18 protein-coding genes and 5 pseudogenes are annotated in these 23087 nt (G+C 60.0%); 8 read left to right on the top strand and 15 right to left on the bottom strand.

Annotated features, from left to right (window positions below):
• The first annotated feature begins 7 nt into the window (after positions 1 to 7).
• A pseudogene (locus tag LJU32_09015) lies at positions 8 to 1205 on the top strand (glycosyltransferase family 1 protein).
• A 127-nt stretch (positions 1206 to 1332) separates the two neighbouring features.
• Here the strand turns inward: LJU32_09015 and LJU32_09010 are convergent.
• From LJU32_09010 to LJU32_09000, 3 genes and pseudogenes are all read right to left on the bottom strand, one after another.
• A pseudogene (locus LJU32_09010) lies at positions 1333 to 2434 on the bottom strand (NADH:flavin oxidoreductase).
• 154 nt (positions 2435 to 2588) lie between these two features.
• Positions 2589 to 3070 (bottom strand): annotated as a pseudogene (locus LJU32_09005) (glutathione peroxidase).
• Between the two features lie 123 nt (positions 3071 to 3193).
• Positions 3194 to 3679 (bottom strand): peptidylprolyl isomerase, encoded by a 486-nt coding sequence (locus tag LJU32_09000; protein WKV90306.1) that lies wholly within the window; start codon positions 3677 to 3679, stop codon positions 3194 to 3196.
• On the opposite strand from LJU32_09000, the gene LJU32_08995 reads away from it, so the two are divergent.
• The 3 genes from LJU32_08995 to LJU32_08985 are packed head-to-tail and all read left to right on the top strand — an operon-like array spanning position 3648 to position 7066.
• Positions 3648 to 3974 (top strand): DUF3565 domain-containing protein, encoded by a 327-nt coding sequence (locus tag LJU32_08995; GenBank protein WKV90305.1) that lies wholly within the window; start codon positions 3648 to 3650, stop codon positions 3972 to 3974. The two genes, LJU32_09000 and LJU32_08995, sit on opposite strands and share 32 nt — an antisense overlap.
• Before the next feature lie 38 nt (positions 3975 to 4012).
• The gene (gene pta / locus LJU32_08990; GenBank protein WKV91070.1) at positions 4013 to 6124 is read left to right on the top strand and encodes a phosphate acetyltransferase; all 2112 of its coding nucleotides are present in this window, start codon (positions 4013 to 4015) and stop codon (positions 6122 to 6124) included.
• Positions 6125 to 7066: an acyltransferase gene (locus LJU32_08985; GenBank protein ID WKV90304.1), complete on the top strand. Its 942-nt coding sequence runs from the start codon at positions 6125 to 6127 to the stop codon at positions 7064 to 7066.
• A gap of 193 nt (positions 7067 to 7259) precedes the next feature.
• Here LJU32_08985 and cysN read toward each other — a convergent pair whose 3' ends face one another.
• The 3 genes from cysN to LJU32_08970 form a co-directional block, all read right to left on the bottom strand.
• Positions 7260 to 9158 (bottom strand): sulfate adenylyltransferase subunit CysN, encoded by a 1899-nt coding sequence (cysN, locus tag LJU32_08980; GenBank protein WKV90303.1) that lies wholly within the window; start codon positions 9156 to 9158, stop codon positions 7260 to 7262.
• Positions 9159 to 9167: 9 nt separating this feature from the next.
• Positions 9168 to 10085, bottom strand: coding sequence for a sulfate adenylyltransferase subunit CysD (cysD, locus tag LJU32_08975; GenBank protein ID WKV90302.1), 918 nt, complete (start codon positions 10083 to 10085; stop codon positions 9168 to 9170).
• Between the two features lie 254 nt (positions 10086 to 10339).
• On the bottom strand, positions 10340 to 11098 hold the full coding sequence (locus LJU32_08970; protein ID WKV90301.1) for a Nif3-like dinuclear metal center hexameric protein: 759 nt from the start codon (positions 11096 to 11098) through the stop codon (positions 10340 to 10342).
• A gap of 104 nt (positions 11099 to 11202) precedes the next feature.
• Here LJU32_08970 and LJU32_08965 point away from each other — a divergent pair, with 104 nt between their 5' ends.
• From LJU32_08965 to LJU32_08950, 4 genes and pseudogenes are all read left to right on the top strand, one after another.
• On the top strand, positions 11203 to 12360 hold the full coding sequence (locus LJU32_08965; protein WKV90300.1) for a Do family serine endopeptidase: 1158 nt from the start codon (positions 11203 to 11205) through the stop codon (positions 12358 to 12360).
• A gap of 88 nt (positions 12361 to 12448) precedes the next feature.
• Positions 12449 to 14554, top strand: a complete 2106-nt coding sequence (locus LJU32_08960; protein ID WKV90299.1) for a TonB-dependent siderophore receptor — start codon at positions 12449 to 12451, stop codon at positions 14552 to 14554.
• Between the two features lie 12 nt (positions 14555 to 14566).
• A pseudogene (locus LJU32_08955) lies at positions 14567 to 15281 on the top strand (DUF4198 domain-containing protein).
• A 130-nt stretch (positions 15282 to 15411) separates the two neighbouring features.
• On the top strand, positions 15412 to 15864 hold the full coding sequence (locus LJU32_08950) for a hypothetical protein (GenBank protein WKV90298.1): 453 nt from the start codon (positions 15412 to 15414) through the stop codon (positions 15862 to 15864).
• Positions 15865 to 15930: 66 nt separating this feature from the next.
• On the opposite strand, the gene hisC is transcribed toward LJU32_08950, so the two are convergent.
• The 9 genes and pseudogenes from hisC to mlaE all read right to left on the bottom strand — a co-directional run bounded on the left by hisC (position 15931) and on the right by mlaE (position 23085).
• On the bottom strand, positions 15931 to 16983 hold the full coding sequence (hisC, locus tag LJU32_08945) for a histidinol-phosphate transaminase (GenBank protein ID WKV90297.1): 1053 nt from the start codon (positions 16981 to 16983) through the stop codon (positions 15931 to 15933).
• 3 nt (positions 16984 to 16986) lie between these two features.
• Positions 16987 to 18324, bottom strand: a complete 1338-nt coding sequence (gene hisD, locus LJU32_08940) for a histidinol dehydrogenase (GenBank protein ID WKV90296.1) — start codon at positions 18322 to 18324, stop codon at positions 16987 to 16989.
• Positions 18325 to 18449: 125 nt separating this feature from the next.
• Positions 18450 to 19085, bottom strand: coding sequence for an ATP phosphoribosyltransferase (gene hisG / locus LJU32_08935; GenBank protein WKV90295.1), 636 nt, complete (start codon positions 19083 to 19085; stop codon positions 18450 to 18452).
• A gap of 128 nt (positions 19086 to 19213) precedes the next feature.
• Positions 19214 to 20479: a UDP-N-acetylglucosamine 1-carboxyvinyltransferase gene (gene murA, locus LJU32_08930; protein WKV90294.1), complete on the bottom strand. Its 1266-nt coding sequence runs from the start codon at positions 20477 to 20479 to the stop codon at positions 19214 to 19216.
• A 22-nt stretch (positions 20480 to 20501) separates the two neighbouring features.
• On the bottom strand, positions 20502 to 20741 hold the full coding sequence (locus tag LJU32_08925; protein ID WKV90293.1) for a BolA family transcriptional regulator: 240 nt from the start codon (positions 20739 to 20741) through the stop codon (positions 20502 to 20504).
• Between the two features lie 113 nt (positions 20742 to 20854).
• Positions 20855 to 21160 carry an STAS domain-containing protein gene (locus LJU32_08920; protein WKV90292.1) on the bottom strand — a complete coding sequence of 102 codons (306 nt, stop codon included), beginning with the start codon at positions 21158 to 21160 and terminating at the stop codon, positions 20855 to 20857.
• A complete protein-coding gene (locus LJU32_08915; GenBank protein ID WKV90291.1) occupies positions 21157 to 21810 on the bottom strand; it encodes an ABC transporter substrate-binding protein in 654 nt (217 codons plus the stop codon). Before LJU32_08915 ends, LJU32_08920 begins: the two co-directional genes overlap by 4 nt.
• Positions 21811 to 21821: 11 nt before the next feature.
• Positions 21822 to 22289 carry an outer membrane lipid asymmetry maintenance protein MlaD gene (gene mlaD, locus LJU32_08910; protein WKV90290.1) on the bottom strand — a complete coding sequence of 156 codons (468 nt, stop codon included), beginning with the start codon at positions 22287 to 22289 and terminating at the stop codon, positions 21822 to 21824.
• A pseudogene (gene mlaE, locus LJU32_08905) lies at positions 22289 to 23085 on the bottom strand (lipid asymmetry maintenance ABC transporter permease subunit MlaE). The gene mlaD and the pseudogene mlaE overlap by 1 nt, the downstream one beginning before the upstream one ends.
• Positions 23086 to 23087 lie beyond the last annotated feature (2 nt).

Below are 23087 nucleotides of genomic sequence, written 5' to 3'. Positions count from 1 at the left end.
CGTCGACATGGCCTCAGCCGACACTGAGGCCATGACGACAGCTCTGCATATCACCCTCATTAGCGAAACCTTCCTCCGGAAATCAACGGCGTGGCCAATACCCTTGGCCGCTTGTGCGAGGGTCTGCGCGCACGTGGGCATCAGGTGGAGCTGGTGCGTCCGCGCCAGGCCGGCGATCCGCAACGCAGCACAGACGATGCACTGTTGCTGTGTCGCGGATGGCCGTTGCCGGGCTATCCGGGGCTGCAGTGGGGCCAATCGTCGATGCATAAGCTGCTGCGGCGCTGGAAACGCCAACGTCCGGATGTGCTGTACATCGCCACGGAAGGGCCGCTCGGGTTGTCGGCACTGCGTGCGGCACGGCGCCTGGGGATTGCGGTGGTGAGCGGTTTTCACACCAACTTCCAGCAATACACCAGCCAGTACGGCCTCGGCCTGCTGACGCGGATGCTGACCCATTACTTGCGCTGGTTTCACAATCGTTCGGCAATGACCTTGGTGCCCAGCGTCAGTCAGCGCCTGGAGCTGGAGCGGCGGCATTTCGAGCGGCTGGCGTTGTTGTCGCGGGGTGTGGACAGCCAGTTGTTTCATCCGAGCAAACGTCAGAGCGCGTTGCGTGAGCAATGGGGGCTCTCTGATACGGATATCGCGGTTATCCACGTAGGAAGGCTCGCCCCGGAGAAGAATCTGGGGCTGCTCAAACGCTGCTTTGACACCCTGCGGGAAACTTATCCACAGCGCCATCTGAAGCTGATTGTGGTCGGAGATGGCCCGCAACGTTCAACGCTGGAAAAAGAGATGCCGGAGGCGATTTTCTGCGGAGCACAGCGCGGGGAAGCGCTGGCAGCGCACTACGCCTCAGGGGATCTGTTCGTATTTCCCAGCCTCACCGAGACCTTCGGCAATGTGGTGCTGGAAGCCCTGGCTTCGGGACTCGGCGTCGTTGCCTATGATCAGGCAGCGGCGGCGCAGCATATTCGCCACGGCTACAACGGCGTGTCAGCCATGCCCGGCGATGAGCAGGCGTTTTGCGAAGCGGCGGCATGGTTGCTGGAGGAGGATGAGCGGTTGCGCTGCGTCAGGCTGAATGCGCGGCAGCATGGCAGTCGCCAGGGCTGGGGGCAATTATCGAGCAGTTCGAGGGGTATTTGCGTGGGGCTTGTGTGGGGGAGCTGGTGGTGACTGGGGCTCAGGCACAACCTTAGATTTTCGGCGACATAGAAACAGCTTTCGCGAGCAGGCTCGCTCCCACATGGGTACTGCATTCTTTCAGATGGAATGCGGTCGAAGGTGGGAGTGAGCCTGCTCGCGAATGGTTCGAAATGGCGCCGCTTAAACCAGCGTCATCAACGCCTCACGACTAAACGGCAGAATATCCTGTTCACGCCCGTCACGGACTTTCTGCGCCCAATCCGGATCGACCAGCAACGCGCGGCCCACTGCTACCAGGTCGAACTCTTCTTTGTTCAGACGCTCCAGCAGATTCTCCAGGCTGGCCGGTTGCGCGACCTTGTCGGTGTTGACCATGAACTGCAGGAACTCGCCGTCCAGGCCGACGCTGCCGACGGTGATGGTCGGCTTGCCGGTCAGCTTGCGCGTCCAGCCAGCAAGGTTCAGGTCGGAACCGTCAAACTCCGGCTCCCAGAAGCGGCGGGTCGAGCAGTGGAAAATGTCCACGCCGGCGTCAGACAGCGGCTTGAGAAACTCGCCCAGCGCTTCGGGGTTTGCACCAGACGCGCGGTGTAATCCTGCTGTTTCCATTGCGAGAAGCGGAAAATGATCGGGAAGCCTTCACCGACCGCCGCGCGCACTGCTTGAATCAATTCGATGGCAAAACGCGAACGATTGGCCAGGCTGCCACCGTATTCATCGGTGCGCTGATTGCTGCCTTCCCAGAAGAACTGGTCGATCAGATAGCCGTGAGCGCCGTGGATTTCCACGCCATCCATGCCGATGCTCTGCGCATCTTTGGCAGCCTGGGCGAACGCAGCGATCACGTCCTGGATGTCCTGTTTGGTCATGCCGTGAACCACGACCTGACCGTCCTTGAGTTTTTCCGACGGACCGTAGCCCGGCACGCTGGCGTCCGGCTCGGTGCCGAGGCGGCGTACGCTGCCGACATGCCACAGTTGCGGGACGATCTTGCCGCCCTCGGCGTGCACGGCGTCGACAACTTTTTCCAGCCCGCGAGTGGCGCTTCACCGAAAAACTGCGGCACGTTTGGATAGCCATTGGACGCGATGTGGCCGACCGTGGTGCCTTCGGTGATGATCAGACCAACCCCAGCGGCCGCACGACGACGGTAGTATTCAATGACTTTAGAATTCGGCACGCCGCCCGGCGAGAATGAGCGGGTCATTGGCGCCATGACCACCCGGGTCGGCAATTCGAGGGCACCGAGGTGGAACGGTTTGAACAGGGCTTGAACGGGCATCGAGAGGCTCCACGAAAACATTGGCGACGAACATTGATCGATATGACGGCGATAATATCCGGCAGGCCATCCCCGTGACAGCACTATTGATCAGAATGATTAAGGGTCAAAAGTCAGGTAAAAAAATCGCAGCTCAACGCTGCGATTTTCTGATTCAGGCTAAGGCTTTTTCGATCGCGGCAATCACTGTCGGATCATCCGGCGCCGTGCGCGGCGAGAACCGCGCCAGTACCCGGCCGTCCTTGCCGAGCAGAAACTTTTCGAAGTTCCAGGTGATGTCGCCGGGAAACTCGGCGCCTTCGCCCGCCAGCAAGCGATACAACTGATGCCGTTCGTGGCCGTTGACTTCGAGCTTGCTCGACAACGGAAAGGTCACGCCATAGTTGAGGCTGCAAAACTCCTGGATTTCTTTCTCCGAGCCCGGTTCCTGGCCGGCAAACTGGTTGCAAGGCAAGCCCAGCACGGTGAAGCCCTTCTCTTTATATTGCTGGTAGAGGTTTTCCAGTGCCGCGTACTGGGGGTCAAGCCGCATTTGGAGGCCACGTTGACCACCAGCACGACTTGGCCCTTGAACGGCGCCAGCGGTAGCTCCTGACCATCCAGGGCTGTCAACTTAAGGTCGTGAAAAGCACTCATGCCGAACTCCAGGATTCTCGTGTTCTACTCGAAACAGCCACTTGGCGAGGCCACCAAGGACAGCCGCGGACTAAAAAGGCGCCCACAGGCGCCTCTCCAGTACTCGAAGCTTAGCGCAGAAAATCAGTGGTGATGGCCACCTTCGCCATGGACGTGACCATGAGCGATTTCTTCCTGGCTGGCGTCACGGATATCAACGATCTTCACTTCGAAGTTCAGGCGCTGACCGGCCAGAGGGTGGTTGCCATCAACGGTGACGTCGTCGCCGTCCAGATCACGGATGGTGACGATCTGCATCTGGCCGTCCGGCGCCGAAGCGTGGAACTGCATGCCGACTTCCAGCTCGTCAACGCCTTCGAACATGCTGCGGCTCAGGGTGCTGACCAGCTCGGCGGCGTATTCGCCGTAAGCGTCTTCCGGCTCAACGGCCACTTTCAGCTCGTCACCGACGGCTTTGCCTTCCAGGGCTTTTTCCAGGCCCGGGATGATGTTGCCTGCGCCTTGCAGGTAAACCAGCGGAGCGCCGCCGGCGGAGCTGTCGATGACCTCACCAGCGTCGTTGGTCAGGGTATAGTCGATGGAGACAGCCTTATTGGCGGCGATCAGCATGGGGCGAGACCTTTTGCATAAGAATATAGAAAGGCCAAGTTTAGCGAAGCAATCGCGTGAAAGCGACCACAACCCGGACAAACGGGTTTCGACGATCACCGGCTTCCATCAGGACGAAGACGGCCATTGGGTGGTCGAGCTTTCCTGTGGTCACACTCAGCACCTGCGCCATCAGCCGCCGTGGCAAACCCGCGCCTGGGTCCTGGATCCGGCGCAACGTATTGAAAAAACAGGTCAACCCTTTGCCTGCGGTTGGTGTGCACAAGGCTCGGTTAGCGCTAACCTTGGCGACTGAATTTCGGTAGTCGGCCAGACATAGGCTGACACCCTTGCATAGAGAATTCCCATGCAAACTTTTTTATCGCCCCCACCGATTTTGGCGTGGGTCTGACCTCCATCAGCCTCGGGCTGGTGCGCACGCTTGAACGCGCCGGCCTCAAAGTCGGCTTCTTCAAACCGATCGCCCAGCCGCATCCGGGCGACACTGGCCCTGAACGATCCACCGAACTGGTGGCGCGCACCCACGGCCTGAAACCGCCGCAGCCGTTAGGCCTGGCGCACGTCGAACGCATGCTCGGCGACGGTCAGCTCGACGAACTGCTCGAAGAAATCATCGCCTTGTATCAACAAGCGGCCATCGGCAAAGACGTGCTGGTGGTCGAAGGCATGGTGCCGACCCGTAGCGCCAGTTACGCCGCGCGGGTCAATCTGCACTTGGCCAAAAGCCTCGATGCCGAGGTGATTCTGGTCTCGGCGCCGGAAAACGAAGTGCTCGCCGAGCTTTCAGGCCGTGTCGAGCTTCAAGCGCAATTATTCGGTGGCCCGAAAGACCCGAAAGTACTCGGCGTGATCCTCAACAAGGTCAAGACCGACGAGAGCATGGAGGCCTTCGCCACGCGGCTGAAGGAGCATTCGCCGTTGTTGCGTAGCGGTGATTTCCGCTTGCTTGGCTGCATCCCGTTTCAGCCGGAACTCAACGCGCCGCGCACGCGCGACGTCGCCGACCTGATGGGCGCGCAAGTGCTCAACGCGGGCGACTACGAAACCCGGCGCATGAGCAACATCATCATTTGCGCACGGACCATGCGCAACACCGTCGAGCTGCTCAAGCCCGGTGTGCTGGTGGTGACGCCGGGCGATCGCGACGACATCATCCTCGCCGTCAGCCTCGCAGCGATCAACGGCGTGCCGCTGGCGGGCCTGCTGCTGACCAGCGACACCCTGCCCGACCCGCGCATCATGGACTTGTGCCGAGGCGCGTTGCAGGCCGGTCTGCCGGTGTTGTCGGTAAGCACCGGCTCGTACGACACCGCTAATCTGCTCAATGGCCTGAACAAGGAAATCCCCATCGATGACCGCGAGCGCGCGGAGATCATCACCGATTTCGTCGCCAGCCACCTCGACGCCAACTGGCTGCATCAGCGCTGCGGCACGCCTCGAGAGATGCGCCTGTCGCCGGCAGTGTTCCGCTATCAATTGATCCAGCGCGCGCAGGCGGCGAACAAGCGCATCGTCCTGCCTGAAGGCAGCGAGCCGTTCACCGTGCAAGCAGCGGCGATCTGTCAGGAACGCGGGATCGCCCGCTGCGTATTGCTGGCTAAACCCGCGGACGTCGAAGCGGTCGCCCGCGCCCAAGGGATCGTGCTGCCGCCGGGTCTGGAAATTCTCGACCCGGACCATATCCGTGAGCGTTACGTCGAACCGATGGTCGCCCTGCGCAAAAGCAAAAGCCTCAATGCACCAATGGCCGAGCAGCAACTGGAAGACACCGTGGTGATCGGCACCATGATGCTTGCGCTGGACGAGGTCGACGGCTTGGTCTCGGGTGTGATCAATACCACCGCCAATACCATCCGCCCGGCCTTGCAACTGATCAAGACCGCGCCAGGCTGCACGCTGGTGTCGTCGGTATTCTTCATGCTGTTCCCGGAAGAAGTGCTGGTCTACGGCGACTGCGTGATGAACCCGCACCCAAGCGCTGCCGAACTGGCCGAAATCGCCCTGCAAAGCGCCGACTCGGCGGCCGCATTCGGCATCAACCCACGGGTGGCGATGATCAGCTATTCCAGCGGCGAATCGGCGACTGGCGAGGAAGTCGAAAAAGTCCGCGAAGCCACCCTGCTCGCCCACGAACAACAGCACTCGCTCTTGATCGACGGCCCGCTGCAATACGACGCCGCCGCCAACGCCGACGTCGCCCGGCAACTGGCGCCGAACAGTCAGGTCGCCGGGCGAGCCACAGTGTTTGTATTCCCCGATCTGAACACCGGCAACACCACGTACAAAGCCGTACAACGCAGCGCCGATTGCGTCAGCCTCGGGCCGATGCTGCAAGGCCTGCGCAAACCGGTGAACGACCTGCCGCGCGGCGCGCAGGTCGATGACATCGTCTACACCATCGCGCTCACCGCGATTCAAGCCGCCAACCGACCTATGGATGTGTAAATGCTGGATTTTCTACCCGCACCCGTGCGCGGCGTGATCGCCTCGCTGCTGTTGGCGCTCAACACGATTCTGCTCTGCTCGTTCCTGTTCTGCGTGGCGCTCGTCAAGGCCCTGCCGTTTGCCTTTACCCAGCGCATTGCCGGTTGGCTGATGAGCCACACCCACGAGGCGTGGATCAGCAACAACAAGGGCTGGATGAATCTTGTCCGTCGTACCCGCTGGCACCTCAGCGGCCTGCAAGGCCTCGACTATCAGCACTCGTACCTGATCACCAGCAACCACCAGAGCTGGGTGGATATCCTGGTGCTGCAATACGTGCTCAACCGCAAGATCCAACCGCTGAAGTTCTTCCTCAAGCAGGAGCTGATCTGGGTGCCAGTAATTGGCCTGGCCTGGTGGGCGCTAGGCTTTCCGTTCATGAAGCGCTACTCCAAGGCGTATCTGGAAAAACACCCGGAGAAAAAAGGCAAGGACCTGGAAACCACGCGCAAGACCTGTGCGAAATTCCGCCATAACCCGGTGGGAATTTTCAACTTCGTCGAAGGCACACGCTTCACCGAAGGCAAGCATGCGCAGCAGCAATCGCCGTTCAAATATCTGCTCAAACCGAAGGCTGGCGGCATTGCGTTTGTACTGGATGCGATGGGCGAGCAACTGGAGTCGATCGTTAACGTGACGATTCACTACCCGGCCGGGCGTCCGGGGTTCTGGGATTTGCTCTGCGGCAATGTGCGCGATGTGGTGGTGCATTTTGAAGAGATCAAAATTCCGCCGGCCTTCATCGGCAAGAACTACGACCAGGACGGCGAGTACCGCTTGCAGTTTCAGGGCTGGATCAACCAGCTGTGGCTGGACAAGGATGCGTTGCTGGAGCAGATGCACCGCGAATTTCCCCCAAACACTGACCCCTGTGGGAGTGAGCCTGCTCGCTCCCACAGTTGATCGTTCCCACGCTCCGCGTGGGAATGCAGCCAGGACGCTCCGCGTCCCTGCCGAAGCGGACGCGGAGCGTCCAATGAGGCATTCCCACGCGGAGCGTGGGAACGATCACCTAGCACAAAAAAGCCCGCCGATGATCACTCATCGACGGGCTTTTCTTGCCGCTTGCAGCTAAAAGCTTGCCGCTGCTTCTGCCTTAGATCGCGCCACGCTGACGCAACAGCTCCAGCACTTGCTTGACGCTTTCTTCCAGGCTCAGCGACTGCGTGTCGATCACCAGGTCGGCGTTCAGCGGCACGTCGTACGGGAAGGATTCGCCCGGGATGTTGTCGCCGCCAGCGGCGTACAGACCTTGCGGATCACGTTCGGCGCACACGGTCGGCGAGGCCTGCACGTAGACCGTCAGCAATCGATCCTTGCCGATCAGTTCCTTGGCCTGCTCGCGACCCTCGGCACTTGGCGCAACGAACGCGGCCAATGTCAGCAGCCCTGCTTCGTTGAACTGACGCGCCACATGCGCGGCACGACGCCAGTTTTCGGTGCGCCCGGCGCGATCCTGCGGCAGACCTTTGTTCAGATCGTGACGCAGGTTCTGGCCGTCGAGGACAAACACCGCGCGGCCCATGTCGAACAGCTTGCGCTCGACCGCGTATGCCAGAGTGCTTTTGCCCGCGCCCGACAGACCGCTGAACAGCACGGTAGCCGGTTGCTGGCCGAAGCGCTGGGCACGTTCCTCGGTCGCCACGTGGGCCAGTTTGCCGTGGTGGGTGGCGGTGCCATGCGTTACAGGCTGAGCGACGATCATGCCGGCGCCCACGGTGCCGTTGGTCAGGCGATCGATGACGATGAATGCGCCGGTGGTGCGGTTGCTGTCGTAACCGTCGAGGGCGATCGGCGCGTCAAGGGCGATCTTCACCTTGCCGATTTCGTTGAGCTGCAACGCGCTCGCCGGGCCTTCTTCCAAGGTGTTCACATCGACCTTGTTGACGATACTGGCAATCGAGCCCGGCACGTAACTGGTGGCGCGTTTGATGTCGTATTTCTTGCCCGGCAGCATCGGCTCTTCAGCCATCCACACCAGCATCGCTTCGAAGCTGTCGGTGACAGGCGGCACGTTGTCGGCATGCACCAGCAGGTCGCCACGGGAGATGTCGATTTCGTCTTCCATGGTCAGCGTCACCGCTTGACCTGGGCCGGCGTGCTCCAGCTCACCTTCGAAAGTGACGATGGATTTCACCCGGCTGCTCTTGCCCGACGGCAGCACTACGACTTCGTCGCCCTTGTGCACGATGCCGCTGGCCAGCGTACCGGCGAAACCACGGAAGTTCAGGTTCGGACGGTTGACGTACTGCACCGGGAAACGCAGATCGGTGAAGTTGCGATCGCCCGCCACTTCCACAGTCTCGAGGATTTCCATCAGCGACTGGCCGGTGTACCACGGCGAGCGCTCGGACTTGTTCACCACGTTGTCGCCCTTGAGGGCAGACATCGGCACGAAGTGCATGCTGGTCGGCTTCATCTTCAAGCCTTCGGCGAACTTCAGGTAGTCAGCCTTGATCGACTCGAACACGCCCTCGTCGAAGTCCTTCAAGTCCATCTTGTTGATGGCGACAACGATGTGCTTGATTCCCAACAGCGAAGCGATGAAGCTGTGACGACGGGTCTGGGTCTGCACGCCGTAACGAGCGTCGACCAGAATGATCGCCAGGTCACAGGTGGACGCACCGGTGGCCATGTTGCGGGTGTACTGCTCATGGCCGGGGGTGTCGGCGATGATGAATTTGCGCTTGGCGGTGGAGAAATAGCGGTAGGCGACATCAATGGTGATGCCCTGCTCACGCTCGGCCTGCAGACCGTCGACCAGCAATGCCAGGTCGATGTCGTCACCGGTGGTGCCGGATTTCTTCGAATCGCGGGTGATCGCTTCGAGGTGATCTTCGTAGATCATTTTCGAGTCGTGCAGCAGGCGCCCGATCAGGGTGCTCTTGCCGTCATCGACGTTACCGCAAGTCAAAAAGCGCAGCAGCTCTTTACGTTCGTGCTGGCCCAGGTAGGCGAGGATGTCCTCGCTGATCAAATCAGATGCGTGCGACATGACAGCCCCTTAGAAATAGCCTTGACGTTTTTTGTCTTCCATCGAGCCTGCGCCATCGTGGTCGATGACCCGGCCCTGGCGCTCGGAAGTTCGCGTCAGGAGCATTTCCTGAATGATGTCCGTGAGGCTTTCGGCCTCGGACTCCACCGCGCCCGTCAACGGGTAACAGCCAAGGGTGCGGAACCGCACTTTCTTTTTCACGATGCGCGCTTTGTCTTCGTCGGACAGGTGCTCGAGGATGCGCTCGTCGTCGATCATGATCAGCGTGCCGTTCTTCTCGATCACTTCGCGTTCGGCGGCGAAGTACAGCGGCACGATCGGGATGCCTTCGAGGTAGATGTACTGCCAGATGTCCAGCTCGGTCCAGTTCGACAACGGGAACACACGGATGGATTCGCCCTTGTTGACCTTGCCGTTGTAGACGTTCCACAGCTCGGGGCGCTGGTTTTTCGGGTCCCAGCGGTGCTTGCTGTCGCGGAACGAGTACACGCGCTCTTTGGCGCGGGATTTCTCTTCATCGCGACGGGCGCCGCCGAAGGCTGCGTCGAAACCATGCTTGTCGAGTGCCTGTTTCAGGCCTTCGGTTTTCATGATGTCGGTGTGCTTGGCGCTGCCGTGGGTGAACAGGTTGATGTTCTGCGCCACGCCATCGGGGTTGATATGGGTGATGAGATCCAGGCCCAGTTCCTCGACCATTTTGTCGCGGAACTTGTACATCTCCTGGAATTTCCAGCGGGTGTCGACGTGCATCACCGGAAACGGCAGTTTGCCCGGGAAGAACGCCTTGCGTGCCAGGTGCAGCATCACGGCGGAGTCTTTACCGATGGAGTACAGCATCACCGGGTTGTCGAACTCGGCGGCCACCTCGCGGATGATGTGGATGCTTTCCGCCTCCAGCTGTTTCAGATGCGTCAGTTTGTCGACCATGGCTACTCACGAAAGCTTTCTTATGAACGGCCAGCGGGCCGTGTTCGAGCGGGGAATCCTAGCACAGCGACCTCTTCTAATCAGGCCGCCAACTAGATCGAAAGGGTATATGAATATGCCTGCCAGTTCGGCCGAACAGCTGCTTTTCCTGTGGGAGGGCTTGCTCCCGAAAGCGTTGTGTCATTCGAAATCATCGTCGAATGACACACCGTTTTCGGGAGCAAGCCCCTCCCACATTGGAGAGATGTTTAACCTCAGATCGGATTCGGGCAATCGATGAAGATGTGCTCCAGGGCAAAACGCTTCGCCAGATACTCACCCAGCGCCTGCACGCCATAGCGTTCGGTGGCGTGATGGCCGGCGGCGATGAAGCTGATGTCGTTTTCCCGCGCGCTGTGGAAAGTCTGCTCGGAGGCCTCGCCGCTGATGAACAGATCGACACCCGCCGCCACGCCCTGATCGATATAACCCTGGCCACCACCGGTGCACCAGCCGACGCGACGGATCATGCCGCTGCCTTCGATCAACAGCGGCTCGCGGCCCATGACTTCCTGCACCTTGCGCGCGAAATCCCGTGCGGTCATTGGCTCATTCAGCGAACCGACCAGCCCGACGACTTTCGGGTTGCTCGGATCCAGCGGACCTTCGACAGTGATGTCGAGCTGACGCGCCAGTTGCACGTTGTTGCCGACGTCCGGGTGCAGATCCAGCGGCAGGTGATAGGCGAGCAGACTGATGTCGTGCTTGAGCAAGGTCTTCAAGCGGCGCTGTTTCATGCCAGTGACGCAGGGGTTTTCGCCTTTCCAGAAATAACCGTGATGGACCAGGATCAGGTCGGCCTCGGCTTCGACGGCGGCATCAAGCAACGCCTGGCTGGCGGTGACGCCACTGACGATACGCATCACCTGCGGGCGGCCTTCGACCTGCAAACCGTTGGGGCAATAATCGGCGATTTTCGCACTGGCCAGGTAACGGTCGGCTTCTTCGACGAGGGTGCTGAGGGCAACGGCCATGAAAGACTCCTAAATATCCCGTTCAGAGGCACGCGCGGCCTCGTATAATGCGCGACATTATGGGCGGTCTGACCTCGCCTGCAACCTTTCCAGGAACGTGCTTAATGCTCAAGGCGCTGCGTTTTTTCGGCTGGCCGCTGTTGGCCGGTGTGCTTATCGCTCTGTTGATTATTCAGCGTTACCCCGAGTGGGTCGGGCTGCCGAGCCTCGATGTCAATCTGCAACAGGCGCCACAGACAACGATCGTGCAACAGGGCCCGGTGTCCTATGCCGACGCGGTAAGCATCGCCGCGCCGTCGGTGGTCAACCTGTACACCACCAAGGTCATCAACAAACCGGCGCATCCCTTGTTCGAGGATCCGCAGTTCCGCCGCTTCTTCGGTGACAACTCGCCGAAACAGAAGCGCATGGAATCGAGCCTCGGTTCCGGGGTGATCATGAGCCCGGAAGGCTACATCCTCACCAACAACCACGTCACCAGCGGCGCCGACCAGATCGTCGTGGCGCTGAAGGATGGCCGCGAAACACTCGCGCGGGTGATTGGCAGCGATCCTGAGACTGACCTTGCGGTCCTGAAAATCGACCTGAAAAACCTCCCGGCAATCACCGTCGGCCGCTCCGACAGCATTCGCATCGGCGACGTGGCGCTGGCCATCGGCAACCCGTTCGGCGTCGGCCAGACCGTGACCATGGGCATCATCAGCGCCACCGGCCGCAATCAGCTGGGCCTGAACAACTACGAAGACTTCATCCAGACCGATGCGGCGATCAACCCGGGCAACTCCGGCGGTGCGCTGGTCGACGCCAACGGCAACCTCACCGGCATCAACACGGCGATCTTTTCCAAATCCGGCGGCTCGCAGGGCATCGGTTTTGCCATCCCGGTGAAACTGGCGATGGAAGTGATGAAGTCGATCATCGAGCACGGTCAGGTGATTCGCGGCTGGCTGGGCATTGAAGTGCAGCCGCTGACGCAGGAACTGGCCGAGTCGTTTGGCTTGTCCGGGCGCCCGGGGATTGTCGTTGCCGGAATTTTCCGTGACGGCCCGGCGCAGAAAGCCGGCCTGCAACTGGGCGATGTGATTCTGAGCATCGATGGCGAGCCCGCCGGAGATGGTCGCCGCTCGATGAACCAGGTGGCGCGGATCAAACCGACCGACAAGGTGACGATTCAGGTCATGCGCAACGGCAAGGAGCTGAAGCTGACCGCTGAAATCGGCCTGCGTCCACCACCGGCACCGATGAAAGAAAAAGAAGAGTAAAAATGTTTTCGCGCCAGTGGCGCGAATAACAGACATTCTCAACAGGCATGTTATATTGTTTCAATTCTAGCAATTGGAACAACATAACATGTCGTCTCGCAAAAAGGCCTCGCTGTTGGGCCTGACTCTGGGTTTGCTCTGCGATCCCGCCTTCGCCGATGAGCCGCAGCCCGTTGAGCTGGAAGTCATCAGCGTCACTTCCGACTACGAATCACCCACCGGCCCGGTCAGCGGTTATCGCGCGACTCGCTCGGCCAGTGCGACCAAAACCGACACGGCGATTCGCGATATCCCACAAGCCATCAGCGTAGTCCCGGCCAGTGTGCTCTCGGACCTGGGCAGCAGCAGCGTCGAGCGCGCGCTGGATTTTGCCGGCGGCGTATCGAAGCAGAACAACTTCGGCGGCCTGACCCTGTACGAATACAGCGTGCGCGGCTTCACCACGTCCGAGTTCTACAAGGACGGCTTCAGCGCCAATCGCGGTTACCCGAGCACGCCGGATGCAGCGAACATCGAGCGCATCGAAGTGCTCAAAGGTCCGGCCGCCAGTCTGTACGGCCGGGGCGATCCCGGCGGCACGGTAAACATCGTCACCAAGAAGCCGCAGCCTGAAGCATTCGCTACATTGCAGACCAGCGCCGGCAGTTGGGACCGTTATCGCACCGCGCTGGACGTCAATAGGCCCATCGATGAACAGGGCAATGTGCTCTCGCGTATCAACCTCGCCGTAGAAGACAACAACAGCTTTCGCGACCACGTCGACAGCCAGCGGGTATTCGTCGCGCCTTCGTTCAGTTGGCAGTTGAACCCGAACACCTCGCTGCTGGTGGAAAGCGAAATCGTCCGTCACAACTCGACGTTCGATCGTGGCGTGGTGGCGCCGAACAACAAGTGGAGCGGCGTATCCCGTTCGACGTTCTTGGGCGAACCCAACGACGGCAACATCGACAACCACAACAACCTGCTCCAGGCCACCCTTGAGCACCATCTGAACGACAGCTGGAAACTGCGTCTGGCCAGTCACTACAAGGAAGGCAAGCTCTGGGGCGACGCTTCCGAAGCACGACCGCTGAACGCCGACGGCCATACGGTCAACCGCCGCTTGCGCGAACGCGACACGAGTTGGCACGACAGCATCACCCAACTGGAACTGCGCGGTCTGTTCGACCTCGGTGCGTGGCAGCATGAGTTGCTGATCGGCACCGAGTACGAGAATTACCGCAAGGACGAACGCGTCACCACCATTGCTGGCGGCCCCTACGCCATCGACATCTATAAGCCGGTCTACGGCCAGCCGAAACCCAACGGCGCACGCTCGGGCACCGACTTTTTCGAACACGTCGAAAGTCATGCGCTGAATCTGCAGGACCAGATCATCTTCACCGACAAGCTGCGCGGCATGCTCGGCGCGCGCTTCGAGCATTTCGATCAGCGCATCGACGATCACAGCCGCAACGCCAGAAGCCAGCAACGCCACGACGCGCTGACCCAACGCGCCGGCCTGCTCTATCAGCTCACGCCAAACACCGGCCTGTTCGCCAACGCCTCGACCTCGTTCAAACCGAACAACGGCCTGGATGCTTCCGGCAAATCCTTCGACCCCGAAGAAGGCGTCGGTTACGAACTGGGGATCAAGAACGAGCTGTTCGATGAGCGCGTAAGCAGCACCCTCGCCTTCTTCCACATCGACAAGGAAAACGTTCTCGCCCTCGATCCGGGCACCGACACCAGCCGCGCCATGGGCAAGGCGCGCAGTCAGGGTTTCGATTGGCAAGTGAGCGGCCAGGTGACCGACGCAGTGCGGGTCATCGGCGCCTTCGCCTACATCGACGCCGAGGTGACCAAGGGCGACGCGACCATTCCTACCGGCAGCCGCATCCTCGGCGTGGCCAAACGCAGCGGCAGTCTGCTGGGTGTTTATGAATTTCAGGATGGCCGACTGCGCGGTTCAGACGTCGGTGCAGCGTTCACCTACGTCGGTGATCGTTCGGGCGAATCCGGCAGCGACTTCGAATTGCCGGCCTACCAGACCGTCGACTTGCTCGCGCACTACAAGGCCAGCGACAACTTCACCGTCGGCCTGAACCTGAACAACCTCTTCGACGAGAAATACTACGAGCGCTCCTACAGCAACTACTGGGTCAACCCCGGCGAGCCACGCAATTTCACCGTCAGCCTGACACTCAACCTGTAAAAGGACGTCACCATGCACCACGGCAAATCCCTTCTGCTCATCGCTGCGCTATTCACCGGTCAGGTATCGGCCCACGGCCTGTGGACAGAAGAACGACGCGGCAACATCGAAGTGGTCTACGGCCATGGCGCAGAAGACAACGCGTTCAAGGCGCGGAAGATCAGCGGCGCCTGGGCTTATGACGCCGGCGGCAAGATGATTCCGGTCAGCGTTGAGCGGCTCACCGATCACGCACGCTTGAAACCGCTGAAGTCGCCTGCGGTGATGGCCGTGGCGCTGAACAATGGCATGTGGTCGCAGACGGCAGACAAGAAGTGGGTCAACGAAGGACGCAGCAAAGTGCCGGGCGCCACCGAGGCCACGCAGACGTTCAAGTACAGCCTGGCGATCTATCAGCCGGGGCGAAGTTGCCGAAGCTCGATCAGATCAAGTTGCTGATTGTGCCCGAGATTGATCCGCTGACGGTCGGACCGGGAATTCGCTGCCGGTGCGCGTATTGCTCGATGGCAAACCGGCGGCGGGGGTGAAGTTGTATGGCGATTACCGCAGCGCGCCGAACACGCTGAGTACCGAGACGGACAAGGATGGGCGTGCGCAGGTATTGGTGAGAAATGAGGGCTTGAATGTGATTGTGGCGCAGGTTGAAGTGCCGGTGAAGGACAGCGCGGATGTGGATAGTCGCGGGTTGTTCACGTCGCTGACATTCCTTGGCGAGCCGCATCATTAACAACTTCTCCGACATTATGGCGATTGTATATATGAGCAATCGTTATAAAAAACCGTCATATCTGACAGTTAATATTTGCGCTAAAAATAGATAGTTTCATGTTTCGGATCCATCAATTCAGGACACAAATATGACTGGCAAATTGATTGAAAAGAACGCCGGAACTTCAGTAACAACCGGACAGATCACATTTAGACGCAATCAGGAAGCAGTGATCATTCTGAACAGATCGCTTTTGCTATACCCTCTTCCCGACACCGGAATCGGCGGAGGCTTATTCTCAGCTTCCAGTTTCAATGACGCCACTCAAGAAGCCACAACTATCCATTTGTGCTATCCAAAGGATCTTTCATCAGGGACCAGCCATGAGCTGATCCTTGAGGATATACGCAAGCAGCTGCTACAAGGATGGGAGTTCCACTTCGAAGGCAAAGCTTACGAAGCGGTAACGGGGTCCATGAACATCCACACCGAGGCGAACAGTAGAGAAGTCTATGCCGTGAAAGGCACTTATTTTTTTACGACCGAGGAAAAAATAAAAATTGCCGGAGCATTCAATTTAATAAACTCTAACCCCAAATAACCAAACAGCCCCTGTTTACGAAAAATGCTTTGCGTAAACAGGGGTATTCCACACGCTGGCTTCTGCTTACAGTTCTCCGATGCCTTCGATCAACGCCTGATTCTGCTCCGGCGTACCCACCGATATCCGCAAGAACTGCGCAATCCGCTCCTGCTTGAAGTGCCGTACGATCACACCCTGTTCGCGCAGTTTCGCCGCCAGGCCCGCCGCATCATGCTGCGGGTGGCGAGCGAAGATGAAGTTGGCCGCCGACGGCAGCACTTCAAAGCCCTTGGCCTGCAACTGCGCGACCACCCACTCGCGACTCTCGATCACCTGACGACAGGTCTTGTCGAAATACTCGCGGTCTGCAAACGCCGCCGCCGCGCCGACAATCGCCAGACGATCCAGTGGATAGGAGTTGAAGCTGTTCTTGATCCGCTCCAGCGCCTCGATCAGATCCGGGTGCCCTACCGCCAGACCGACACGCAGGCCGGCCAGCGAGCGTGACTTGGACAGCGTCTGCGTCACCAGCAGGTTCGGGTAGCGATCCACCAGACTGATCGCCGTCTCGCCGCCAAAGTCGATGTAAGCCTCATCCACGACTATCACCGAATCCGGGCTGGCCTTGAGGATTTGCTCGACCGCGTCCAGCGCCAGCAGGCACCCGGTCGGGGCGTTCGGGTTGGGGAAAATGATCCCGCCGTTCGGTTTGGCGTAGTCGGCCGGGTTGATCTGGAATTGCGCGTCCAGCGGCACCGCATCAAATTCAATGCCGTACAGGCCGCAGTAGACCGGATAAAAGCTGTAGCTGATGTCCGGAAACAGCAGCGGCTGATCGTGTTGCAGCAAGCCGTGAAAGATGTGCGCGAGCACTTCGTCCGAACCGTTGCCAAGGAAAACCTGACTGGTCTGCACGCCGTAGTATTCGGCCACGGCGTTTTTCAGCAGATCACTGTTCGGATCCGGGTACAGGCGCAGGTTGTCGTTGAGCTCGGCCTGCATCGCAGCCAGTGCTTTTGGCGATGGGCCGTACGGATTTTCGTTGGTATTGAGCTTGACCAGCTTGGTCAGCTTCGGCTGTTCGCCCGGCACGTAGGGCACCAGATCCTTGACGAACGGGCTCCAGAATTTACTCATCGCTCAGTTCCCCTGCCCTTTCAGAAAGTCTTGGTCTTTGATGCGGTATTCGGCGCTGCGCGCGTGGGCGCTCAGTGATTCGCCACGGGCCAGTACCGATGCAGTTTTACCCAGCTCGGAAGCGCCGGCCTCGGAGCAGAAGATGATCGATGAGCGTTTCTGGAAGTCGTAGACGCCCAGCGGCGAGGAGAAGCGCGCGGTGCCTGAAGTCGGCAACACGTGGTTCGGGCCGGCGCAGTAGTCGCCCAATGCCTCGGAGGTGTGGCGGCCCATGAAGATCGCACCGGCGTGACGAATCTGCGGCAGCCAGGCTTGTGGATCAGCGACCGACAATTCCAGGTGTTCCGGGGCAATGCGGTTGGCGACTTCGATGGCTTGGGCCATGTCGCTAACCTGAATCAGCGCACCACGGCCATTGATCGAAGTTTCGATGATGGTCGCGCGGTCCATGGTCGGCAGCAATTTATCGATGCTCGCGGCCACCTTGTCGAGGAACTCGGCGTCGGGGCTGACCAGAATCGCTTGCGCGTCTTCGTCGTGCTCGGCCTGGGAGAACAGGTCCATGGCAATCCAGTCCGGATCGGTCTGGCCGTCGCAGACCACAAGAATTTCCGAAGGGCCAGCGATCATGTCGATGCCGACCTGGCCGAACACATGACGCTTGGCCGTGGCCACATAGATGTTGCCCGGGCCGACAACCTTGTCGACACGCGGCACGCTTTCGGTGCCGTAAGCCAGGGCGGCAACTGCTTGCGCGCCGCCGATGGTGAACACGCGGTCGACACCGGCGATGCAGGCAGCGGCCAGCACCAGCTCGTTGATTTCACCGCGCGGGGTCGGCACGACCATGACCACTTCGGTCACGCCGGCCACCTTGGCCGGAATCGCGTTCATCAATACCGACGACGGATAGGAGGCCTTGCCGCCCGGCACGTACAGGCCTGCGCGATCCAGTGGCGTGACTTTCTGGCCGAGCACCGTGCCGTCAGCTTCGGTGTAGCTCCAGGAGTCCTGCTTCTGTTTTTCGTGATAGCTGCGTACCCGCGCGGCGGCTTTTTCCAGGGCCTCGCGTTGCGGCACGGTGATGCGGGTCAGGGCCAATTCGAGGCGCTCGCGCGGCAGGATCAGGTCAGCCATCGAGGCGACTTCGAGGCCGTCGAACTTCTGGGTGAATTCGACCAGCGCCGCGTCACCGCGCTCGCGCACAGCCTTGATGATGTCCAGCACGCGCTGATTGACCGAGTCGTCAGACACACTTTCCCAGCTCAGCAGATGATCCAGATGATGCGCGAAATCCGGGTCAGCAGCGTTGAGTCGGCGAATTGCAGTGGTTGCGGTCATAGCGAGAGCCTCATAGGAATTGGCAAAAACTCAGGCGCCCGAAACTAGCATTCGATCCGCTTGGGCACCTGAGAATTCTGGCTATGAGGCGGATAGACGGCGCGGCCTCGGGCCGCGCTGGTAGATCAGCCGCGGTGTCGCGATTCCACTGCGTTGCGCAGGGTGTCGATCAACGCCTGGATACGAGCGTGCTGCATTTTCATTGAAGCCTTGTTGACCACCAGACGCGAGCTGATCGTGGCGATCAATTCTTGTGGCTCCAGGCCGTTGGCGCGCAGGGTATTGCCGGTGTCGACCACGTCGATGATCTTGTCGGCCAGCCCGATCAGCGGCGCCAGTTCCATCGAGCCGTACAGCTTGATGATATCGACCTGACGGCCCTGCTCGGCGTAATAACGCTTGGCGACGTTGACGAACTTGGTCGCCACGCGCAGACGGCCCTTGGGCTCGGCCGCGCCGATCTTGCCGGCGGTCATCAGCTTGCACTGGGCGATCTGCAGGTCCAGCGGCTCGTACAGGCCCTGGCCGCTGTATTCCATCAGCACGTCCTTACCGGCGACGCCGAGGTCGGCCGCGCCATGCTCGACATAGGTCGGCACGTCGGTGGCACGCACGATCAGCAGACGCACGTCGTCCTGGGTCGTGGGAATGATCAGCTTGCGGCTCTTGTCCGGATTCTCGGTCGGCACGATGCCCGCTTCAGCGAGAAGCGGCAGGGTGTCGTCAAGGATGCGGCCCTTGGACAGTGCGATGGTCAACATGGGAAACGTCAGTCCTTATCAAGGTACTCATGCCCGGTCGCAATCGGCGCCGGACACACATCGAGGGTGCGTACACCCTCGACTCGAAACGAATTCAACGGACACGTCCCTGTGTCCCGATGCAGCGATCAGCCCGGAACGCGACGGATCTTGGCACCCAGCATTTGCAGTTTTTCTTCGATGCACTCGTAACCACGGTCGATGTGGTAGATGCGGTCGATCAGCGTGTCGCCTTCGGCAACCAGCGCCGAGATCACCAGGCTGGCCGATGCGCGCAGGTCGGTGGCCATGACTGGCGCGCCCTTGAGCTTCTCGATGCCGGTGACGATCGCGGTGTTGCCTTCAACCTGGATATGCGCGCCCATGCGGTGCAGCTCGTACACGTGCATGAAACGGTTTTCGAAGATCGTCTCGATCACCGCACCGGTGCCTTCGGCAATGGCGTTCAGCGAGATGAACTGGGCCTGCATGTCGGTCGGGAACGCCGGGTACGGCGCGGTGCGCACGTTGACCGCTTTCGGCCGCTTGCCGTGCATGTTCAGCTCGATCCAGTCTTCACCGCAGGTGATTTCCGCGCCGGCTTCACGCAGCTTTTCCAGCACTGCTTCGAGAATGGTCGGATCGGTGTCCTTGACCTTGACGCGGCCACCGGTGACGGCAGCAGCGACCAGGTAGGTGCCGGTTTCGATACGGTCAGGCATGACCTTGTAGAAAGCCGAACCCAGACGCTCGACGCCATCGATGGTGATGGTGTCGGTGCCGGCGCCGGAAACCTTGGCGCCCATGGCGTTGAGGAAGTTCGCCAGATCGACCACTTCAGGCTCGCGCGCGGCGTTCTGCAACACGCTGCGGCCTTTGGCCAGTGCAGCGGCCATCATGATGTTTTCGGTACCGGTCACGCTGACGGTGTCGAAGAAGAAATGCGCGCCGCGCAGGCCGCCTTCAGGCGCCTTGGCCTTGATGTAGCCGCCTTCGACGTCGATGACCGCGCCCATGGCTTCCAGACCGCGGATGTGCAGGTCAACCGGACGCGAACCGATGGCGCAACCGCCAGGCAGTGCGACTTCGGCTTCACCGAAACGGGCAACCATAGGGCCTAGTACCAGAATCGACGCACGCATGGTTTTCACCAGTTCGTACGGGGCGATCAGGGTCTTGATCGTGCGCGGGTCGATTTCGACGCTGAGCTTCTCGTCGATCACCGGCTCAATGCCCATGCGCCCGAACAGCTCGATCATGGTGGTGATGTCGTGCAGGTGCGGCAGGTTGCCAACGGTGACCGGGCCATCGCACAGCAAGGTCGCGGCCAGAATCGGCAGGGCGGAGTTCTTCGCGCCGGAAATGCGGATCTCGCCATCAAGACGAGCGCCACCGGTAATAATCAATTTATCCATTAGTATCTCGACGCCCTAGGGCTCAGGTGCGCTCGGCCCAGGCCGCGCGGCTGAAAAATTTCATAGTGACCGCATGGATGCTGCCATCGGTGATCCATGGGTTCAAATGGGCATAGACCTGCTGCTGACGCTTCACCGGGCTCAACGCCGCCAGTTCATCGCTAATCACGTTCAGCTGGAAGTTGCAGCCTTCGCCTTCAACTTCTACCAGCGTTCCTGGCAGCTTTCCTTCAAGGAAGCTCTTCACTTCTACGGCCTGCATGCTCAACCTCAATCGGCGCCCTGTGCGCACGGGTCGGACATCATACAAAAAGCCCCGCGCCTGCGAACCCCGCAACGCAGGACTCTGACGGGGGCTTCTTTATAGATGTCGGTTCAGGGATGCGCCAACAGCTCGGTCAGTTCACTGACCTGAGCGATTTCGCGCATGTCTTCGGGCATCGCGCGAATGCTGACGGCCTTGCCGGCCGCCTGCGCATCGCGCATGAAGCACAGCAGCAATGACAGGCCGACGCTACTGGACTTCTGCACCGCCGAACAATCGATGACCAGCGCCGATGCCTTGCTCGATTTGATCAGCGCCTGCCCTTCCTTGCGCAGGTCGGGCCCGGTGCGGTAATCCAGCACGCCGCTGAGCACCAGCTCGTCGACATCACTCATGCGAACTGCCGCCTCACTCATTGCGCTGGCTTCGCGGCGGCTTTGTCGGTTTCCTGCTTGGCCTTGGCCACTTCACCGGCCCAGCCATCGATGGTCTTGTCCAGATCGTTGCCATTGCGCTGCATGGCGTCGGCGAACTGATCACGGAAAAGCTTGCCGATGTTGATGCCGTTGATGATCACGTTGCGCAGTTTCCACTCGCCACCGATCTTCTCAAGGGTGTACTGCACCGGATAAATCGCGCCGTTGCTGCCCTTGACGGTCATGTTGACGCTGGTGCGGTCGCCAGATTCGTCCTTGGCCGGGTCAACCGTGATGCCCTGGTTGTTGTATTCCAGCAGCGCGTTGCCGTAGAACTGGAACAGGCCGCGCTTGAAGTTTTCCTGAAAGCGTTGCATCTGCTCAGGCGTGGCCTTGCGCGAATACTTCACGGTCATGATGCTCTTGGAGATGCCCTCGGCATCCACCACCGGCCCGACAATGCTGTTGAGCGCCGCATAGAAATCCTGCGGATCCTGCTTGTACTTTTCTTTATTGGCCTGCAAATCGGCAAGCATCCGGTTCGTGGTGTCCTGAATCAGGTCATGAGCCGATTGCCCCGGTGCGGCGTTAGCCATCAACGGCAGGGCCGCGAGCAACACCAACAGGCCACGTCGCAAGATAGAGATCATTCAAAAGCTCCTCATTTGGCGTCTTTGCTAACGGTATTGAGCAGGAATTTACCGATCAGGTCTTCCAGTACCAGTGACGACTGCGTGTCATGGATGGTTCCACCGTCTTTCAACTGGGTGTCTTCACCGCCGACGCTGATACCGATGTATTTCTCGCCCAGCAGACCCGCGGTGAGGATAGACGCTGTCGAGTCGACCGGCAGGTTGTCGACCTTTTTATCCACTTGCAGCGTGACCCGACCGGTGAAGCTGTCGCGATCCAGATCGATAGCAGTGACCTTACCGATGGTCACACCGGCCATGGTCACTTTGGCTCTGACCGTCAGACCGGCGATATTGTCGAAATACGCATACAGCTTGTAAGTATCGGTAGACGAAGTCGGAGACAGGCCACTGACGCGCAAGGCGAGCAGCAGCAAAGCCAGGATCCCTGCCAGCAGGAACAGGCCGACACCGATTTCCAGGGTGCGGTTTTGCATCAGAAATCTCCAAACATCAAAGCGGTCAGAATAAAGTCCAGGCCGAGCACTGCCAGCGAGGCAAACACCACGGTCTTGGTGGTGGCACGACTGATTCCCTCGGAAGTGGGTTCACAGTCATAGCCTTGAAATACGGCGATCCAGGTCACGACGAAGGCGAAAACGACACTTTTGATCACGCCATTGAGCACGTCACTGGTGAAGGTCACGCTGTTCTGCATGTTCGCCCAGTACGAGCCTTCGTAGACACCCAGCCAGTCGACCGCGACCCACGAACCACCCCAGATACCGACGACGCTGAAGATCATCGCCAGCACCGGCAGGAAATGAAGCCGGCCCACAGGCGCGGGGCGATGATGTGCTTGAGCGGATCGACACCGATCATTTCCAGGCTGGACAGCTGCTCGGTCGATTTCATGTTGCCGATCTCGGCGGTCAGGGCCGAACCGGCGCGACCGGCAAACAGCAATGCCGTAACCACCGGCCCGAGTTCACGCAGCAACGTCAGGGCGACCATCTGCCCCACCGCCTGCTCTGAACCATAGCTGGAAAGAATGCTGAAGCCCTGCAGCGCGAGGACCATGCCGATGAAAATGCCGGAGACCACAATGATCACCAGCGACATGACGCCGACCGAATGCAGCTGCTTGATCAACAGGCCGAAACCACCGCTGATACCGCCACGGCCCAGCAGGGCGTGAAACAGGAACAGGGTCGCTCGACCAAACACCGCGACCGCGTCGATCGCCGATTCGCCGAACCGACGCACGCGTTCCATCAATGAAATTCTGCGCATCA

This window comes from Pseudomonas sp. B21_DOA, assembly GCA_030544685.1.
Taxonomy (GTDB): domain Bacteria; phylum Pseudomonadota; class Gammaproteobacteria; order Pseudomonadales; family Pseudomonadaceae; genus Aquipseudomonas; species Aquipseudomonas fluorescens_AO.
Note: the sequence above shows the minus strand (reverse complement) of the source record. Positions and strands in the feature narration are given on the sequence as shown.

Coding starts and splice junctions, on each gene's coding strand:
- cysD (WKV90302.1), bottom strand. CDS start 10,085: ATGGTCGACAAACTGACGCATCTGAAACAGCTGGAGGCGGAAAGCATC.
- mlaD (WKV90290.1), bottom strand. CDS start 22,289: ATGCAAAACCGCACCCTGGAAATCGGTGTCGGCCTGTTCCTGCTGGCA.
- LJU32_08960 (WKV90299.1), top strand. CDS start 12,449: ATGTCGTCTCGCAAAAAGGCCTCGCTGTTGGGCCTGACTCTGGGTTTG.
- hisG (WKV90295.1), bottom strand. CDS start 19,085: ATGTTGACCATCGCACTGTCCAAGGGCCGCATCCTTGACGACACCCTG.
- murA (WKV90294.1), bottom strand. CDS start 20,479: ATGGATAAATTGATTATTACCGGTGGCGCTCGTCTTGATGGCGAGATC.
- LJU32_08970 (WKV90301.1), bottom strand. CDS start 11,098: ATGGCCGTTGCCCTCAGCACCCTCGTCGAAGAAGCCGACCGTTACCTG.
- cysN (WKV90303.1), bottom strand. CDS start 9,158: ATGTCGCACGCATCTGATTTGATCAGCGAGGACATCCTCGCCTACCTG.
- LJU32_08915 (WKV90291.1), bottom strand. CDS start 21,810: ATGATCTCTATCTTGCGACGTGGCCTGTTGGTGTTGCTCGCGGCCCTG.
- hisC (WKV90297.1), bottom strand. CDS start 16,983: ATGAGTAAATTCTGGAGCCCGTTCGTCAAGGATCTGGTGCCCTACGTG.
- LJU32_08995 (WKV90305.1), top strand. CDS start 3,648: ATGGAGACAGCCTTATTGGCGGCGATCAGCATGGGGCGAGACCTTTTG.
- LJU32_08965 (WKV90300.1), top strand. CDS start 11,203: ATGCTCAAGGCGCTGCGTTTTTTCGGCTGGCCGCTGTTGGCCGGTGTG.
- LJU32_08950 (WKV90298.1), top strand. CDS start 15,412: ATGACTGGCAAATTGATTGAAAAGAACGCCGGAACTTCAGTAACAACC.
- LJU32_09000 (WKV90306.1), bottom strand. CDS start 3,679: ATGCTGATCGCCGCCAATAAGGCTGTCTCCATCGACTATACCCTGACC.
- LJU32_08985 (WKV90304.1), top strand. CDS start 6,125: ATGCTGGATTTTCTACCCGCACCCGTGCGCGGCGTGATCGCCTCGCTG.
- LJU32_08925 (WKV90293.1), bottom strand. CDS start 20,741: ATGCAGGCCGTAGAAGTGAAGAGCTTCCTTGAAGGAAAGCTGCCAGGA.
- LJU32_08920 (WKV90292.1), bottom strand. CDS start 21,160: ATGAGTGAGGCGGCAGTTCGCATGAGTGATGTCGACGAGCTGGTGCTC.
- hisD (WKV90296.1), bottom strand. CDS start 18,324: ATGACCGCAACCACTGCAATTCGCCGACTCAACGCTGCTGACCCGGAT.